The organism is Streptomyces sp. NPDC096176, from assembly GCF_044763255.1.
GTDB lineage: Bacteria > Actinomycetota > Actinomycetes > Streptomycetales > Streptomycetaceae > Streptomyces.
This window is the reverse complement of the sequence record NZ_JBIWFV010000004.1, coordinates 31,026-47,326: the sequence shown is the minus strand read 5'-3', so window position 1 is coordinate 47,326 and position 16,301 is coordinate 31,026. Positions and strand designations below refer to the sequence as shown.

10 protein-coding genes are annotated in these 16,301 nt (G+C 70.1%); 5 read left to right on the top strand and 5 right to left on the bottom strand.

The window, feature by feature from the left end:
• Positions 1 to 199: 199 nt before the first annotated feature.
• The 5 genes from ACIQ7Q_RS11995 (at position 200) to ACIQ7Q_RS11975 (ending at position 8,664) form a co-directional block, all read left to right on the top strand.
• A complete protein-coding gene (locus ACIQ7Q_RS11995; RefSeq protein ID WP_403859253.1) occupies positions 200 to 1,564 on the top strand; it encodes an ABC transporter substrate-binding protein in 1,365 nt (454 codons plus the stop codon).
• A gap of 4 nt (positions 1,565 to 1,568) precedes the next feature.
• Positions 1,569 to 2,915, top strand: a complete 1,347-nt coding sequence (locus ACIQ7Q_RS11990) for a carbohydrate ABC transporter permease (protein ID WP_403859251.1) — start codon at positions 1,569 to 1,571, stop codon at positions 2,913 to 2,915.
• A 97-nt stretch (positions 2,916 to 3,012) separates the two neighbouring features.
• Positions 3,013 to 3,912, top strand: coding sequence for a carbohydrate ABC transporter permease (locus ACIQ7Q_RS11985; protein ID WP_403859249.1), 900 nt, complete (start codon positions 3,013 to 3,015; stop codon positions 3,910 to 3,912).
• 156 nt (positions 3,913 to 4,068) lie between these two features.
• Positions 4,069 to 6,378, top strand: a complete 2,310-nt coding sequence (locus ACIQ7Q_RS11980) for a CDP-glycerol glycerophosphotransferase family protein (RefSeq protein ID WP_403859247.1) — start codon at positions 4,069 to 4,071, stop codon at positions 6,376 to 6,378.
• 33 nt (positions 6,379 to 6,411) lie between these two features.
• Positions 6,412 to 8,664 (top strand): bifunctional glycosyltransferase family 2 protein/CDP-glycerol:glycerophosphate glycerophosphotransferase, encoded by a 2,253-nt coding sequence (locus ACIQ7Q_RS11975; protein ID WP_403859245.1) that lies wholly within the window; start codon positions 6,412 to 6,414, stop codon positions 8,662 to 8,664.
• Here the strand turns inward: ACIQ7Q_RS11975 and ACIQ7Q_RS11970 are convergent.
• From ACIQ7Q_RS11970 to ACIQ7Q_RS11950, 5 genes are all read right to left on the bottom strand, one after another.
• The gene (locus ACIQ7Q_RS11970) at positions 8,636 to 9,010 is read right to left on the bottom strand and encodes a hypothetical protein (protein ID WP_356631761.1); all 375 of its coding nucleotides are present in this window, start codon (positions 9,008 to 9,010) and stop codon (positions 8,636 to 8,638) included. The two genes, ACIQ7Q_RS11975 and ACIQ7Q_RS11970, sit on opposite strands and share 29 nt — an antisense overlap.
• Before the next feature lie 34 nt (positions 9,011 to 9,044).
• Positions 9,045 to 10,574 (bottom strand): methyltransferase domain-containing protein, encoded by a 1,530-nt coding sequence (locus ACIQ7Q_RS11965; RefSeq protein WP_403859243.1) that lies wholly within the window; start codon positions 10,572 to 10,574, stop codon positions 9,045 to 9,047.
• A 43-nt stretch (positions 10,575 to 10,617) separates the two neighbouring features.
• A complete protein-coding gene (locus tag ACIQ7Q_RS11960) occupies positions 10,618 to 11,862 on the bottom strand; it encodes a hypothetical protein (RefSeq protein ID WP_403859241.1) in 1,245 nt (414 codons plus the stop codon).
• A 126-nt stretch (positions 11,863 to 11,988) separates the two neighbouring features.
• On the bottom strand, positions 11,989 to 15,423 hold the full coding sequence (locus ACIQ7Q_RS11955; protein ID WP_403860508.1) for a CDP-glycerol glycerophosphotransferase family protein: 3,435 nt from the start codon (positions 15,421 to 15,423) through the stop codon (positions 11,989 to 11,991).
• Positions 15,424 to 15,564: 141 nt separating this feature from the next.
• Positions 15,565 to 16,170: a TetR/AcrR family transcriptional regulator gene (locus ACIQ7Q_RS11950; RefSeq protein WP_403859239.1), complete on the bottom strand. Its 606-nt coding sequence runs from the start codon at positions 16,168 to 16,170 to the stop codon at positions 15,565 to 15,567.
• Between the last annotated feature and the right edge of the window lie 131 nt (positions 16,171 to 16,301).

Sequence of the window (16,301 nt, the reverse complement as noted above, 5' to 3'; positions counted from 1 at the left end):
AGTGCTCCCGGCCGCCCGGCCGGTTTGACCTGACATCACGTCACAAGGGCATCACGAAAGGGTGATTGCCGCCGGGGGCGGTATTGCGACACCCGAACCGCGGGCGTAGACCTGTCGGACGGACCGGCGACGGCCCGGCAACAGGACTGACTCGCAACAGATACACGGGACAGCAGCGCACGGCAGAGACGGGGCAGTGATGCACAGAACTCTTCGTACGGGCAGGGCCGCAGTGGTGTTCGCGGCGATCGGCGCGCTCGCACTTGCCGGATGTGGCGGCGACAAGGACGGCGACGAGCCGGGTGACGGCGGCCCGACGAAGGGCACCGAGAAGCCCGCGTCGGTCCAGCTGCCCAAGCTGAACGGCGAGAAGATCGAGGTCGCCGCCGTCTGGAGCGGCCCGGAGCAGGAGAACTTCACCAAGGTTCTCGACGAGTTCGAGAAGCGCACGGGCGCGACGGTCACCTTTGTCCCGGCGCAGGACCCGATCGTCAACTTCCTCGGTACGAAGATCGCGGGCGGCAGTCCGCCGGACGTGGCGATGCTGCCCCAGGTCGGCGCGATCCAGCAGGCCGTGGCGCGCAAGTGGGCCAAGCCCGTCGGGCCGGAGGCCAAGGCGCAGCTCGCGAAGAACTACGCGAAGGCCTGGCAGGACCTCGGCGCCGTCGACGGCACGCAGTACGGCGTCTACTACAAGGCCGCCAACAAGTCCCTGATCTGGTACAACAACACCGTTTTCGAGAACGCGGGGGCAACGGCGCCGAAGACCTGGAAGGAGTTCCTGACGACGGCCGAGACGGTCTCGGCGTCGGGCGTCACGCCGGTCTCGATCGCCGGCGCCGACGGCTGGGTCCTCACCGACTGGTTCGAGAACGTCTACCTCTCCCAGGCGGGCCCGGAGAAGTACGACCAGTTGGCCAAGCACGAGATCAAGTGGACCGACCCGTCGGTGAAGGACGCGCTGACCACGCTGGGCGAGCTGTTCGGCAAGCCGAGCCTGATCGCGGGCGGTACGGACGGCGCACTCCAGACGGAGTTCCCCGCGTCTGTGACCCAGACGTTCAGCGGCGGCGACGCCCCCAAGGCGGCGATGGTTTTCGAGGGCGACTTCGTGACCGTCAACATCGGCCAGACAGACGCCAAGATCGGTACGGACGCCAAGGTCTTTCCGTTCCCGGCCGTCGGGGCGAAGCCGCCGGTGGTGACCGGTGGGGACGCCGCGGTGGCGCTGAAGGACAGCAAGGGCGCGCAGGCGCTGCTGACCTTCCTGGCCTCGCCCGACGCGGCGGCCATCCAGGCGGCGGCCGGCGGGTTCATCTCGCCCAACAAGTCCTTGGACGTGGCCGCGTACCCGAACGACGTGCAGCGTGAGATCGCGAAAGCGCTGATCGCGTCGGGCGACGACTTCCGCTTCGACATGTCGGACCAGATGCCGCAGTCGTTCGGCGGAACGCCCGGCAAGGGCGAGTGGAAGATCCTCCAGGACTTCCTGAAGAACCCGAAGGACGTCGCCGGCACTCAGCAGAAGCTGGAGTCGGAAGCGGCCAAGGCATACAAGAGCTGACGTCGTGTCGGCCGTGACAGCGGGGGGCCCGGCTCGTCCGACGCCCCCCGCCGACAAGCGCAAGAGCGTGACAGGCACACGTAAGTTGGTGGCGGCCGGTTTTCTGCTGCCCGCACTGGTGCTGCTGGGCGCGCTCGTGGTCTACCCGATCGGGTACTCCCTCTACCGCTCCTTCTTCGACCAGTCGGGCAGCGGCTTCGCCGGGCTCGGCAACTATGTGGAGATCTTCACCGACGACACCATCCTCACCGCGGTCAAGAACAACGCGATCTGGGTCGTCGTCGCGCCGACGGTCTCCACAGCCCTCGGCCTCATCTTCGCCGTGCTCACCGAACGGGTCCGCTGGGGAACCGCGTTCAAGCTGCTCGTCTTCATGCCGATGGCGATCTCGATGCTCGCCGCGGGCATCATCTTCCGGCTCGTGTACGAGCAGGACCCGGAGCGCGGTGTGGCCAACGCCGTCTGGGTGGGCGTGCATGACACGTTCTCCGAGTCGGCCGGTTTTCCGCGGGCCCGTCCTCTGCCGGTGCATCCGCTGAAACCCGCCGCGGGCGGTGCGTTCGTCACCAAGGAACCGGTGACCGCCGGAACTCCGGTACAGATACCCCTGGTCGGTGTCGCACCCGCGAAGATGCCGTCGGACGCCGAGCCGGCGAAGGCGGCCGGGACGGGCGACGGGAAGATCCACGGCACGGCGTGGCTCGACTTCACCCGGGGCGGCGGCGGCAAGCCGAACGTCGTCGACACCGAGGAGCTCGGGCTCAAGGGCATCAAGGTGGAGGCGGTCAAGGACGGCAAGGTCGTCGCGGACACCCGCGCCGGAGCCGACGGGACGTTCACGCTCCCGGCCTCCGCGGACGGCGCACTGCTGCGGCTGCCCGCCGAGAACTTCCGCGAGCCGTACAACGGCGTCAACTGGCTGGGACCGAACCTGGTCACCCCGGCGATCATCGGCAGTTACGTGTGGATGTGGGCGGGCTTCGCGATGGTGCTGATCGCGGCAGGTCTGGCGAGTGTGCCCCGCGAACTCATGGAGGCGGCCCGCGTCGACGGCGCGAACGAGTGGCAGGTGTTCCGCAGGATCACGGTGCCGCTGCTGGCGCCCGTGCTCGCGGTCGTCCTGGTCACGCTGATGATCAACGTGCTGAAGATCTTCGACCTGGTCTTCATCATCGCGCCGGGCTCCTCCCAGGACGACGCGAACGTCCTCGCGCTCCAGCTCTACCGCTCCTCGTTCGGCACCGACGCGGATCTGGGCCTGGGCAGTGCGATCGCGGTACTGCTGCTTCTGCTGGTGCTGCCGGTGATGTTCTTCAACATTCGCAGGATGCGAAGGGAGACCCGGCGATGAGCTCCCACCGCAACGCACCCGCCCTCTGCCGGGGGTCCGGGGGTCACCCCCCGGGCAGGCACAGCAGTATTCGCAGGATGCGAAGGGAGACCCGGCGATGAGCGCGACCGACACCACGGCGAAGGCCGGCGCCCGGGCCGGGGCGAAGCACTCCCTCGCCACCCGGATCGCGGCCCGCACCGGCGGCGGGGTGCTGCGGGTCTTCCTGGTCCTGGCCGCCCTGTTCTGGCTGATGCCCACCATCGGCCTGCTGCTCTCCTCCCTGCGCGACAGCGGCGACATCGCGGAGAGCGGCTGGTGGAAGGTGTTCAGCGCCCCTGCCGAGCTCACCACCCAGAACTACTCACGGCTGCTGGAGAACCAGGCGATCACCGACTCGCTCCTCTCCACGGTGATGATCACCGTCCCGGCCACCGTGCTCGTCGTGGTCATAGGCGCACTCGCCGGGTACGCCTTCGCCTGGATGGAGTTCCCCGGCCGCGACTGGTGGTTCATGGTCGTGGTGGGGCTGCTGGTGGTGCCGGTGCAGGTCGCCCTCGTTCCCGTGTCGGAACTCTTCGGTGTGATCGGGATCTTCGAGACGACGATCGGTGTGGTCCTCTTCCATGTCGCGTTCGGTCTGCCCTTTGCGATCTTCCTGCTGAGGAACTTCTTCGCGGAGATCCCGCGTGAGCTGTTGGAGGCGGCCCGGCTCGACGGCGCCGGTGAGATCCGGCTGTTCACCCGGGTCGTGATGCCGCTGGGCGGCCCGGCGATCGCCTCGCTCGGCATCTTCCAGTTCCTGTGGGTGTGGAACGACATGCTGGTCGCGCTGATCTTCGCGGACTCCGACAGTGCGCCGATCACCGTCGCGCTCCAGCGTCAGGTACGGCAGTTCGGCAACAACATCGACGTGCTCGCGCCCGGCGCGTTCGTGTCGATGATCATTCCGCTGGCGGTGTTCTTCGCCTTCCAGCGGCAGTTCGTCTCCGGTGTCATGGCGGGTGCCGTCAAGTGACCGGCTGACACAAGAACGTGCGAAGGACGGCGGCCCGGTTACCCCGTAATCGGGCCGCCACTACGTGTTCGTCCCCCGTATGCCACGTGCGGCGTAACCAAGTCACCCCATTGGCCGTTTTCGGGCCATCTGCCCGCGCCGACCCATGGATGTGACGTGCCCCGGTTCAGCGTCATCGTGCCCGCGTTCAAGGTTCAGGCCTACCTGCATGAATGCCTGGATTCGGTGCTGACACAGACCTTCTCCGACTTCGAGCTGATCGCGGTCGACGACTGCTCGCCCGACGCCTGCGGTGCGATCATCGACGAGTTCGCGGCGCGCGACCCCCGCGTGCGGGCCGTCCACCTCCCCGCGAACGTCGGCCTCGGGCAGGCGCGCAACGCGGGCCTCGCCCGTGCGAGCGGCGAGTACCTCCTCTTCCTCGACAGCGACGACAGCCTCGTCCCCGGCGCCCTCGCGGCCATCGCCGACCGGCTCGAGGAGACCGAAAACCCCGACCTCCTGATCTACGACTACGCCCGCACGTACTGGACGGGCGAGGTCGCCCGGAACACGTTCGCCTCGCTGCTGACCGATCAGGGACCGGCTGTCTTCCGTCTCGACGACCGCCCGGGCCTGCTCCACCTACTCATGGTGGTCTGGAACAAGGCGTACAAGCGGGAGTTCGTCGAGCGCGAGGGCTTCGCCTTCCCGCCCGGCTACTACGAGGACACCCCCTGGACCTATCCCGCCCTGCTCGCCGCGTCCACCATCACCACGCTGGACCGGGTCTGCGTGCACTACCGCCAGCGCCGCCAGGGCGGCAACATCCTCGCCACGACCAGCCGCAAGCACTTCGACATCTTCGACCAGTACGACCGCGTGTTCGCGTTCCTCGACGCACGGCCGGCGCTCGCGCACTGGAAGCCGGTCCTCTACCGCCGCATGATCGACCACTTCTCGACGCTGGCCACCGCCCGCGGCCGGCTGCCGCGCGGCAGCCGGGCCGAGTTCTTCCGCCGGGCCCGGGCGCACTGCCGCCGACACCGCGCCCCGGGCGCCGCGCCCGCCCTGCGCGGCCGGCTGCGCCATGGGCTGATCCGCAGCGGCGGCCACCGCGTCTACCGTGCGCTGTGGGCGGCCGACCTGCTGCGCTCCCGCACCCGGCGTGTCGCGGGGCGCGCCCGCCGTGTGCTGCTCGCCGCCGCCCTGCGGGTGCACTACCGCATCCAGCTGCAGCTCCCGGTCCGCTCGGACCTGGCGGTCTTCGCCGCGTACTGGAACCGCGGCTACTCCTGCAATCCGGCGGCGATCGAGGAGAAGGTGCGCGAGCTTGTCCCGCACGTCCGCACGGCCTGGATCGCGCAGGAGGCCCACCACCACACCGTCCCGGCGGGGACCCGGCGGCTCCGGCCGGGGACGTTCGCATACTGGTCGGCGCTGGCCCGCGCCAAGTACCTCGTCAACAACGTCAACTTCGACCGCCGCCTGGTCAAGCGGCGCGGCCAGATCATGCTCCAGACCCACCACGGCACACCGCTGAAGACGATGGGCATCGACCTTCAGGAGCGCCCGGCCGCCGCCCGTTCCATGGATTTCGAACAGCTGCTGGCGAACGTCGACAAGTGGGACTACTCGCTCTCCGCCAACCGCCACTCCACGCTGGTGTGGGAGAGGGCGTACCCGTCGGCCTGCACCGTGCTCGAGTACGGGTACCCGCGTAACGACGTGTACCAGCGCACCGGCGCCGAGGACGTGGCACGGCTGCGCGCCTCGCTCGGGATCCCGAAGGGTCGTACCGCCATCCTCTACGCGCCCACCCACCGCGACTACCGCCGCAGCCAGACCCCGCCGCTCGACGTCGAACGGCTGGCCGCCGCTCTCGGCCCGCGGTTCGTACTCCTCACCCGCGCCCACTACTTCAGCGACGCGCCGCTCGCCGGCGCCGCCGCCCACCGCGTCCTCGACGTCTCCGGCCATTCGTCCGTCGAATCCCTGTGTCTGGCCTCCGACGGGCTCATCACGGACTACTCGTCCCTGATGTTCGACTACGCGTGCCTCGACCGGCCGATCGTCCTGCACACCGGCGACTGGGACGCCTACCAGGCGGCGCGCGGAACCTACTTCGACGTACGGGAGTGTCCGCCGGGGGCGGTCGCCCGCACCGAGGACGAGCTGATCGACATCTTCGCCACCGGTCACTGGCGCGGCTCACGCTCGGCCCAGCTGCGGGCCGCGTTCCGCGAGCGCTTCTGCCCGTACGACGACGGGAACGCCGCCGAGCGCGTCGTGCGCCGGGTGTTCCTCGGCGAGTCCGCGGGCCTGCCGGTCGTCGTCCCGCAGGAACAGCGCACCCCGGCGCGAGTGCCGGTGCCGGCGCCCGCCAAGGAAGTCGTGCCCGAGGCGGTGCCCGGATCTGCAGCCGTCTCCGTGCCCAAGGCCGCACCCGAGGCCGTCGGTGGCCTCGTCCCCGCACCCCACGCCTGAACCAGAGCAGACAGAACGCGAGAAAGAGTGTCCATGCCCCGCCTGAGCGTCGTCGTCCCCGTCCGTCGTGTGCGCGGAAGCCTGCGCGAGTGCCTGAACTCGGTGCTCTCCCAGTCCTTCGCAGACTTCGAGATCATCGGGGTGGCCGACGGATCACCGGACGGCTCCGGGCAGTTGCTCGACGAGATCGCGGCCGGTGACCCTCGGGTGCATGCCGTCCACCTGGCGGAGCCGGCGGGCTCCGACGGCCGACGCACCGCGGGAGCCGAGCGGGCGAAGGGCGACTACCTGCTGTTCCTGGAGGCCACACACATCCTGCTGCCCGGTGCGCTGCAGCGCATCGCCGACCGGCTCCGTGCCGCGCAGGACCCGGACCTGCTGTTGTTCGGTCATGCCCGTACGCCGTTCCGCGGCACGCCCCAGCCCAGCCGGTCCCTCCAGTTGCTGAAGGAGATGGGCGGCACGGAGGTCTGTACGCTCGCCGACCGCCCCGAGTTGCTCGGTGTGGCCGCGGTGAGTTGGAACCGCGCGGTGCGCCGCGAGTTCCACGAGGCCGGGCAGCTGTCGTTCGCACCGGGGCTGTACGGCGACCGCACGTACGCGCTCGGCACGCTCACGACGGCGGGCAGCGTCGCGGCGCTGCCCGTTCCCTGTGTGGAACACCGTCAGCAGCGGTACGTGCCGGAGCTCGCCGAGCCGGAGGACACGGTGCGTCCGGTCGACGTGGTCGAGCAGTTCGGCGAACTCTTCGGCACGTTGCAGGGGGAACCCGGCTTCCACGCGGTGCACGCGCCGCTGTTCGACCTGGTGGCGAAGGAGCTGCTGGAGACGTACACGACGGTCACCCGCCGCCGTGCGTATGTCCGCGCGGTCGCCGCGTTCCACCGGGACCACCGGCCGCGCGAGTACCGGGCTCCCGGAGGTCTCGCGGCCCTGCGGCTGCGGCTGCTCACCGGCGGCCGGGCCGCGCGGCTTCGGGCCCTCGACGCGGCGCTCGCGACCCGCCGAGGGCTGCTGGCCGTCACGCCGGCGCTGCGCAAGCGGCTCGCGCGCCGGCTCTCTCCGTTGCACTACCGGCTCCAGCGGCTGCTGCCGCTGAACCGCAAGCTCGCCGTCTACAGCGCCTACTGGAACCGCGGCGTGAGCTGCAACCCGGCGGCCATCCAGCGCAAGGCGGCCGAGCTGGCACCGCATGTGCGCGGTGTGTGGGTGGTGTCGCAGAAGGCTGCCGCCGAACTGCCGCCCGGCATCGATCACGTCGTACCGGGCACGCGCCGCTACTGGGCGGTGATGGCCCGCGCCACGTACTTCTTCAGCAACGTCAACTTCCCCAACCAGGTCGTCAAGCGCCGGGGCCAGATCCATGTGATGACCCACCACGGCACGCCGCTGAAGGTCATGGGAGTGGGCCAGCACTGGTATCCGGCGGCCGCGCAGGGGCTGAACTTCAAGGATCTGCTGCGCCGGGTGGACCGCTGGGACCTGAGTCTGTCCTCCAACCCGCACTCGACGGAGTGCTGGGCGAGCGCCTATCCCAGCGCCGTACGGCACCTGGAGACGGGGTATCCCCGCAACGACGTCCTCGTCGACGCGGAACCCGAGCGGATCCGCGCCGTCCGCGAGTCGCTCTCGGTCCGGCCGGGTCAGCGGGCCGTGCTCTACGCACCGACGTTCCGCGACTACGAGCGGACCTTCACCTCCCGGCTCGACCTGGAGCGCGTCGCCGACGCCCTGGGCGAGGACACCGTGCTCCTGGTCCGCGCCCACTACTTCCACGACGACAGCGGGCTCGCCACGCACCCCGGCATCATCGACGTCTCCGGCCATCCGTGGGCCGAGGAGCTGTACCTGGCGGCGGACGCCCTCGTCACCGACTACTCGTCCGCGATGTTCGACTACGCCAACCTCGACCGGCCCATCGTCGTGCACGCCCCCGACTGGGAGACCTACCGCGCGGTGCGCGGCGTGTGCTTCGACCTGCTCTCCGGCGCGCCCGGCGACACACCGGGCGCCGTGACCCGTACGACGGACGAGCTGATCCGGGTCTTCTCCGACGGCACCTGGGACAACGAGGCCAACCGCGAGCTGCGCGCGGCCTTCAGGTCGCGCTTCTGCGCGTTCGACGACGGCCGGGCCGCGGAACGGGTCGTGCGCCATGTGCTGCTGGGCGAGGAACTGCTGCCCGTGACACCGCCCGCAAAGCGCCATCAAGCGGCGGTGCTCCGCCAGGCGCACGGCACCGCGCCGGAGGGCGCGCTCAGCGCTGCTGGCCGGCCATCACCGTGACCAGGCCGGCCACCACCATCAGCGAGCCGGCCCAGGTCCACATCGAGGTCCGCTCGTGCAGCACGGTGGAACTGGCCAGCACGATCAGCAGATAGCCCAGGGCGTTGAACGGGTAGGCGACGTTCAACGGCACCTGGGCCAGGGTCGACATCCAGGCGACCGCGGAGACGCCGAAGACGACGAGGCCGACGACGACCCACGGGGTCGTCGCGGCTCGCATCACCAGCGACCCGCCGCTGTGCTCGGCCACGGCGGCGGCCGACCGCATGCCGTGTTTCAGCATGATCTGCCCGGCCGCCGACGAGAAGACCGCGAAGAGCAGCAGCAGCAGGCTGGGCAGGGTCAAGGTCTTCCTCCTGGCCGGCGGTCGGAACCGGGAGTCAGGCTCCGACGCCCACGCGGCCGGCCTGCTCGGCCGGGACATACTGACGGTCGAGAATGTCTTGGACATCGATGTGCTCCCCGGCGACGATCGTCTGCGCCGCGTGCGGGGTGAGCACGGCGACGTACTGGTAGCCGAAGAGTGTCGGCCGCATGCGGGTCAGGAGCCGGGAGACTCCGCCCAGAGCCCTGGCGGTGAGGCCGCCGCCGAGCACGGACCAGAAGGGCGCGCCGGTCGAGGTGAGCCGCAGCTGGTCGAAGCCGGCGGCCCGTACGGTGCGGCGCAGGCTGCTGCGGGTGAAGAAGCGCAGATGGGTCTCGTCGAGGATGCCGCGCCGGTCGTAGCCGAAGGCGCCGACGGCGACCCGGAGCCGCGAGTACCAGTGGCTGAAGTTCGGCACGGACAACAGCATCCGGCCGCCGGGGCGCAGCACTTCGCGCAGCTCCCGCAGTACGTGCTCCGGCCGGGACAGGTGCTCGATGACATCACCGGCGACGACGTAGTCGTAGTCGGCGCCGATGTCCGGCGGCAGGCCCTCCTCCAGGTTCGCCAGCACGAATTCGGAGCAGCGCTCCCTGACGCCGGGGACCTCGACGAAGTCCAGACCGGTCACGGTGTGCCCGAGGTCCTCCAGTCGTTCGGCGAACAGGCCGCCGGAGCAGCCGACGTCGAGGACGCGTCCGGGCGGCATCGAGCGCAGGATGCGGAGGATGGCGGAGTGCGACGAGCCGTCGCCCTCCTTGAAGGCGTACTCGACGGGCTTGGGGATCCAGGGGCAGGTGCCGAAACCCTTGAGCGCGAGGCGGTATTCGAGGACGTCCTTGACGACGTCCTTGGCGTAGCGCATGCCGTTGACGTAGCAGATCTCGTCGCCGTAGTAGGTGGGGACGGGGATCTCCTTGATCCGCATCCCGGCGTCGAGCAGCTGGACGATGATCTGGGTGTCGAAGTCGAACGCGTCGGTGTTCCGGTCGATCGGCAGCCTGCGCAGCGCCGCGACGCTGTAGGCGCGGTAGCCGGAGTGGAACTCGGTGAGTTCTGAACCGAGGAGGCTGTTCTCGAAGCGGGTGAGGACGCGGTTGCCGAGCCACTTGTAGAACGGCATGCCGCCCTGGAGGGCGCTGCCCGAACGCATCATGCGGGAGCCGAACACCGCCTCGCACTCGCCACGTTCGATGGGGGCGACCATGTCGGGCAGCAGCTCGGGGGCGTACTGGCCGTCGCCGTGCAGCAGCACCACGATGTCGAGTCCGCGTTCGGCGGCCAGGGCGTAGCCGGCCTTCTGGTTCCCGCCGTAGCCGAGGTTCTTGGTGTGCCGCATGACGACGGTCGGCGGCATGCCCTCCAGCTGCGACCAGCGGCAGCCCGCGGTGAACGTCTCGTCGCTGCTCGCGTCGTCCAGGATGAGGATCTCGGCGATGCGGGAACGGAAGTCCTGGGGGATGCGGTCGAGCGTCTTCTCCAGCGTCGACTCGGCGTTGTAGGCCACGACAAGGATGCCGATCCGCGGGCTGGGGCTTTCCTTCACGAGGGCTTCTCTACTCTTTCGTCGGTGCGGGTCTTCGGTGCGGTCAGTTGACCGATGAGGCGGAGGCGGAGGGCTTCTCGGTGCGTGGGGCCACGACGGGCACCGGCTCGTCCGGTGCCCTTGCGGGCGGTTCGGCGAGCACTCTGCGCAGGCCGGTCACGATCCCGGCGGCGAGCAGCAGCCAGCCGGCCTCGGCGAGATGCAGCGCCCAGCCGTTCCAGCTGACGGCGCTGGCGCCGGAGTACACGCAGACGGTGACGATGCCGACGACGACGCCGTAACCGAGGCCTTCCCACAGTCCGAAGAGGCAGAGGCCGACGACGGGCCAGGCCAGGTACTGGACGGCCGATCCGGTGCTGAGCAGGAGCAGCAGGGTCAGCGACAGGCCGACCGCGTAGGCGGGGGCGGTGGGCCGCACCCAGGCGAGCCAGGCACCGGCGGCCATGCACAGCAGCACGAAGACGAAGTGGAAGTCGCTGTGCAGGGCGAGGATGAACGAGTCGGACGCGCCCGCCCAGTCGGAGAAGCGAACAAATCCCCACAGCCGGGCCCGCCCGCCCTCGTATTCGAGGACCTTCTCCCGCAGCGGTACGGGCACGGTGGCGAGCACCGGCCCCCACAACAGCAGCGCAACGGCAGCGAATCCCGCGCAGAGCCGGGTCAGCGCCGGCCTGCCGGCGCGGGCGGCGGCGACGACGAGGGCGGGAACGGCGACGATCGGGATGAGTTTGACGCTCACGGCGAGCGCGGCGGCGATACCGGCGGCGAGCGGGGCGCGCCGGTCGGCGAGCAGATAGGCCGCCAGGACGGCGAACATGATGGCGACCGAATCGGTGTTGCCGTGATATCCGGACGTGGCGAAAAGGACAGGGCTGAGCGCACATCCGATTCCGCACGCCATGGCCGCCCCGAGGGAGCGGCGACGGCGCAGGATCTCGAATACGAGAACGGCGGACACGAAATCCGCGAGGCACGCGGGCGTGCGGATCAGACTGCCGAACGCGATACCGAGTTTCTCCAGTTCGTCGAACCCGAGAAGCATCCAGCTCGCGAGCGGCGGATGGTTGTAGACGGGCAGCCGCGGCATCGGGTGCTCGTAGATGCGGACCGGTCCGACCTGGGCGATCGCGGCGGCGAAGGCGTCGAAGAAGCGAACGTCGGCCGGTCCTCGCGTCAGGGCGGCGAGGACCATTTTGGCGGTGAAGGCGAGTGCGGAGACGCCGATGACAACGGCCCTTGCTCGCCGTACCTCGGGAGTTGCCGGTTGTGTTCGCGTTCGCTGGTCCATGGCCGCCGAACGTAGCAATCCGAAACGTCAACATCCCGCACCGATAAACACACTTAAATGCTGGGGAGTTCACTGCGCTGCGATCTTCGGCACTTGCCCGGCGCGTGAATCACCCGTACGGCGGCGTCAGCCGATCGCCTCGAGCATCCGGTCGGTCACCGCCGCGGCCGCGTGCTCGTCGTCGAGATCGCAGAACACCTGGCGGAACGCCTCGTACGCCTCGGCGTGCCGCGCCGTGGCGCCCGCCGGGTCGCGCAGTGCCTCGACCAGTTCCACGCCCCCCGGGATCAGCGGTCCGGGCGCCTTGGTCTCGAAGTCGAAGTAGAAGCCGCGCAGGGAGTCCCGGTAGTGCTCCAGGTCGTACGTGTGGAACACCATCGGGCGGCCGGTCTGCGCGAAGTCGAACATCAGAGAGGAGTAGTCGGTGACGAGCACATCGCTGACCAGCATGAGCTCGGCCACGTCCGGGTAGCGCGAGACGTCGAGCGCGAAGCCGCCCGTGTCCGGCAGCCGGTCGCCGACGAGATAGTGCCTGCGGACCAGCAGGACATGGCTGTCGCCGAGTTCGGCGCGTGCGGCCGCCAGGTCGAGCCGCAGGTCCAGCGCATAGCGTCCTCCGCCCTTGGGGCGGTCCTCGCGCCAGGTCGGCGCGTACAGGACGACCTGCTTCCCCTCGGGGATGCCGAGGCGTTCGCGCACGGAGGCGGCGACCTTCGCCCGGTCGTGCGCGTGCAGCAGGGTGTTGCGCGGGTAGCCGGACTCGATCACCTCCCCGTCGTAGCCGAAGGCGCGCCGCAGGATCGGGGTGGAGAAGCGGTTGGGCGACACCAGCAGACTCCACTGCGCGGCGCGTCCAGGCAGCGACTCGATGTACGCGTGGTTGGCCTGGGCCGTGCCGAGCAGGTCCCGTCCGATGCGCTTGAGGGGCGTGCCGTGCCAGGTCTGCACCACGAACTGGTCCGTGCCGCGCTCGAACCAGTCGGGCAGCTGGGTGTTGGTGACCACCGCACGGCTGGTCGCCAGCGCCTCGTGCCATTCCGCGCCGCCGTACGCGACGGCGCGCACCCCGGCGGGCAGGCGTGCCTGCTGGTCGCGTACGACCCACAGCGGCTCGAACGGGGTGTCGCGGCGCAGCAGTTCCTCGTGGAGGGCGCGGGGCGAGTCGGAGAACTGGCGGCCGTCGAAGCTGCTGAAGAGCACGGTGTCGCGGCGCGGCCTGACCCGCAGGCCGGCCGACCTGTCCCGCATCCGGCGCTCGTTGAAGCCGCCCCGCTCATGGAGCGGCAGCACCGGACCGGACTCCAGGACGAGTTGATCATGGTAGCGGCGCGTGAGGGTGAAGTCCCTTCCGCGGACGTGCTGCACGGCCGGCACGGTCGAGTGCGTGGCGCACGCCAGCCGCATCGGGGCGTACTGCTCCGGGTCGCTCTCACCGCGCTCACGCAAGAACGGATACCAGCGGCCCTCGGCGAGCGGCAGCTCGCCTCCGGGGCCGTGTACGGCCCCTGGCGCGATGACGGCGCGGAAGCGGCCGTCGCCCTGGCGCTCGTGCCCCACGACGGCTTCCTCATGGGTGCTGCTGTGCTGCAGCACCAACTCGGCGTCCTCGAAAGCGGATGCGTTGAACCGTCCCTCGATGACCAGCTCGCCGGGGATCGCCCAGGCGAACGTGTCGACAAGAGGCTGGACACGCCGGTCGGACAGGACGAGGTTGCCGGACGCGTCGGCGCCGACGGCGATGTCACGGTCACCGAACGGGTAGCGGCCGGTGGGCGTCGTGTCGCGCGTCGCGAGGGGCACCCGGCTGCCGTCGGCGCGCAGGAGGCGGACCGTCCAAGGGGCGCCGCCGAGGCAGTCCACGGCCACTTCCACGGCGAACGCGCCGCCTTCCGCGGTCCGTACCGGCAGCTCCAGCTGCTCCTGGGTGTGCCGGTTCTCCAGCCACAAAGCCTTGGCCGCGCTTCTGCCGTCCAGCACGGCGCCCTCGATGCGTACCTGCCCGTCGGATGTGCCCGTGTGCCCGGTGCACAGCGCGGCGACCTTCTCCGTCCTCAAACGCAACTTGTCGCCGCTGAGCACCGGCACGACGCGCAGATCGTCACGGACGTGGTGGACGGCAGGGGCGGCGCGGTTGCCGAGCATCCGCAGCGGCCCGCGGCGCAGCGTTCCACCGCCGAAGACGCCGACCTCGAGGTTCCATGTGGCGGTCGGGCCGTCGAGCCGTGCGGGATCGACGACGGTCTCGAAACCGGCCCGGTCGTAGCAGTGCAGCCCCTGCCGCGAGGCGGCGGTCGCCTCCGGCGCGTCGGCGGCGCGCAGCCGCAGCGGCACCACCCGCCGCCTGCCGGCCCGCAGCCAGCCCAGGGTGAGCGGGCGCCGCTCCCCCGCCGGGCGGTTGCGGATGTACGCGTAGCCCTTGAGGTACAGCTTGCCGTCACGCCACTCCGCCCCCGTGATGTCGGACATCACGGGCAGATCGCCGGGGGCCGGCCGGTCGACACCGCGCGGCAGCGGTGCGGTGAGAACGGGGTATTCGGCGCGTCGACCTCGCGGCCCCCGGAGTCGGAACGCGTCCCGCCCGTGCTTCTTCTCGAAGGCGAGCAGGTCGAGCAGTTCGGCCACGCGGCGCTCCCGTACGAGCTGCCACTTGACGCGGAAATGGAGCGGAAGCGCCTTGAGGACGGCCGGGTCGGCGGAGTCCGCGAACGCACCGGCGTGCTTCATGAAGGCCTCGTGGTACTCGATGTCGCCCTCCGGCAGCGCCTCCATGAACAGCCAGAGGTCACTGCTCAGCACACTGCTCTCGTAACGCCTTCTGCCCTCGGCCCACTTGGGCTCCCGTGCCAGGAAGTCGCGCGCCGAGGTGACCGACGTGGTGCGGTCGCGCACCGCGTTCGGGCGCGCCCTCCGTGTGGTGATCGACCCGTCCCGGTCACGCCACAAGTAGACCGTGTCGTGCAGGACGTCGACGGACGCGGCGAGGAAGTGCGCCGGAAGGATCACCGGGATGTCCTCGAACAGGACGCCCTCGGGGAAGTCGAGGGAATGCCGGTCCCAGAACTCCCTGCGGAACACCTTGTTGCAGGCGATCCGGTCGTAGAGGAGCGGCCAGTGCCGTGTGACGTGTGTGGCCGCACGGGATGTGGCCATGGGCTCGCGGAACATGGGTGACTGCTGGATCCTGCCGCTCGCCCGCAGCCGGCTCACGTTCCCGCTGACGAAGTCGGCACCCGAGGCGTCGAGCGCGCCGAGCATCTTCCCGTACGCGTCGGGTGGCACGATGTCGTCGCTGTCGACGAATGCCAGGAACTCGCCGCGGGCCTCGCGCGTGCCGGCGTTACGGGCCGCGCCGAGTCCGGCGTTCTCCTGTGAGACGAGCCTGAACCGCTCGTCCTCGTCCGCGAACCGCCGGGCGATCGCCGCGCTCCCGTCCGTGGATCCGTCGTCCACCATGACGACTTCGAGCTCACGCAGGCTCTGCTCGGCGAGCGAGCTCAGGCACTCCTCGAGGAAGTCCTCCACGTTGTACACGGGAACGACGACGCTGAGCCGAAGCGGCATGGTGGGCACGTCCATTCAAGAAGCGTGGGGTTGCTGCGGAGAACAACCCGCCCACCGCAGCGGGGTCACCCCCCTTCCCCCGTCCGGGTGACGCCCCGGCACCGGGACGGCGCAGGCGGGAACGTGCGTCCAAGCCCACCCTCACGCCTGGAGTGCCGCCACCGCTCCCCGCGCCAGCTCGTCCAGGTACCCCTCCGGCAGCTCGCCCCGCACCACGACCAGCCGCCAGTACAGCGGCCCGACGATCACGTCCAACGCCCGGTCCGGGTCCGTCGATCGGGGGAGTTCACCCCGCTCCACGGCGTCGCGGACCATGAGGGCGGCCACGCCCCGCTGACTGTCCAGCAGCGCCGCCTTGATCGCGTCCGAGATCTCGGGGTTGCGCGCCGCCTCGACGAGCAGATCGGGGATGACCTGCGAGGCCACGGGGTGCCGCAGGGCGTGCGCGGCCACTTCCAGGAGCGCTCGTACGTCCCCGTACAGCGAACCCATGGCCGGTGCGGGCAGCCCGTCGGCGGCGAAGGCGGAAACCAGGTCGAGGACGAGCGAGAGCTTGGACTTCCAGCGCCGGTAGACCGCCGTCTTGCCGACTCCCGCCCGGCGCGCGATGCCCTCGATCGACATCCGGGCGAATCCGACCGCCGCGAGTTCCTCGAAGACGGCGCCCCGGATGGCGTCGGTCACATCCTCTCGGAGCACGGCTGCTCCTGCGGGGGCGCGTCGTGGGCTTCTGGAGTCCGTCGTCATGCGCAGGAGCATACGCCGCAAGGACGGAACGGTTGCGTTCCGACGTTGGGTCGTCCTACTCTCGCCGTAGCGACGATACGGACCCGTTCCATCGAACCGGGGCCACTGTCCGCCTGTGACCGCACCCCGGA

What these genes read in the sequence shown, in the direction of transcription:
- ACIQ7Q_RS11995 (WP_403859253.1), top strand. Translation starts at nt 200, where the DNA reads ATGCACAGAACTCTTCGTACGGGCAGGGCCGCAGTGGTGTTCGCGGCG.
- ACIQ7Q_RS11955 (WP_403860508.1), bottom strand. Translation starts at nt 15,423, where the DNA reads ATGCCGCTTCGGCTCAGCGTCGTCGTTCCCGTGTACAACGTGGAGGAC.
- ACIQ7Q_RS11985 (WP_403859249.1), top strand. Translation starts at nt 3,013, where the DNA reads ATGAGCGCGACCGACACCACGGCGAAGGCCGGCGCCCGGGCCGGGGCG.
- ACIQ7Q_RS11960 (WP_403859241.1), bottom strand. Translation starts at nt 11,862, where the DNA reads ATGGACCAGCGAACGCGAACACAACCGGCAACTCCCGAGGTACGGCGA.
- ACIQ7Q_RS11950 (WP_403859239.1), bottom strand. Translation starts at nt 16,170, where the DNA reads ATGACGACGGACTCCAGAAGCCCACGACGCGCCCCCGCAGGAGCAGCC.
- ACIQ7Q_RS11975 (WP_403859245.1), top strand. Translation starts at nt 6,412, where the DNA reads ATGCCCCGCCTGAGCGTCGTCGTCCCCGTCCGTCGTGTGCGCGGAAGC.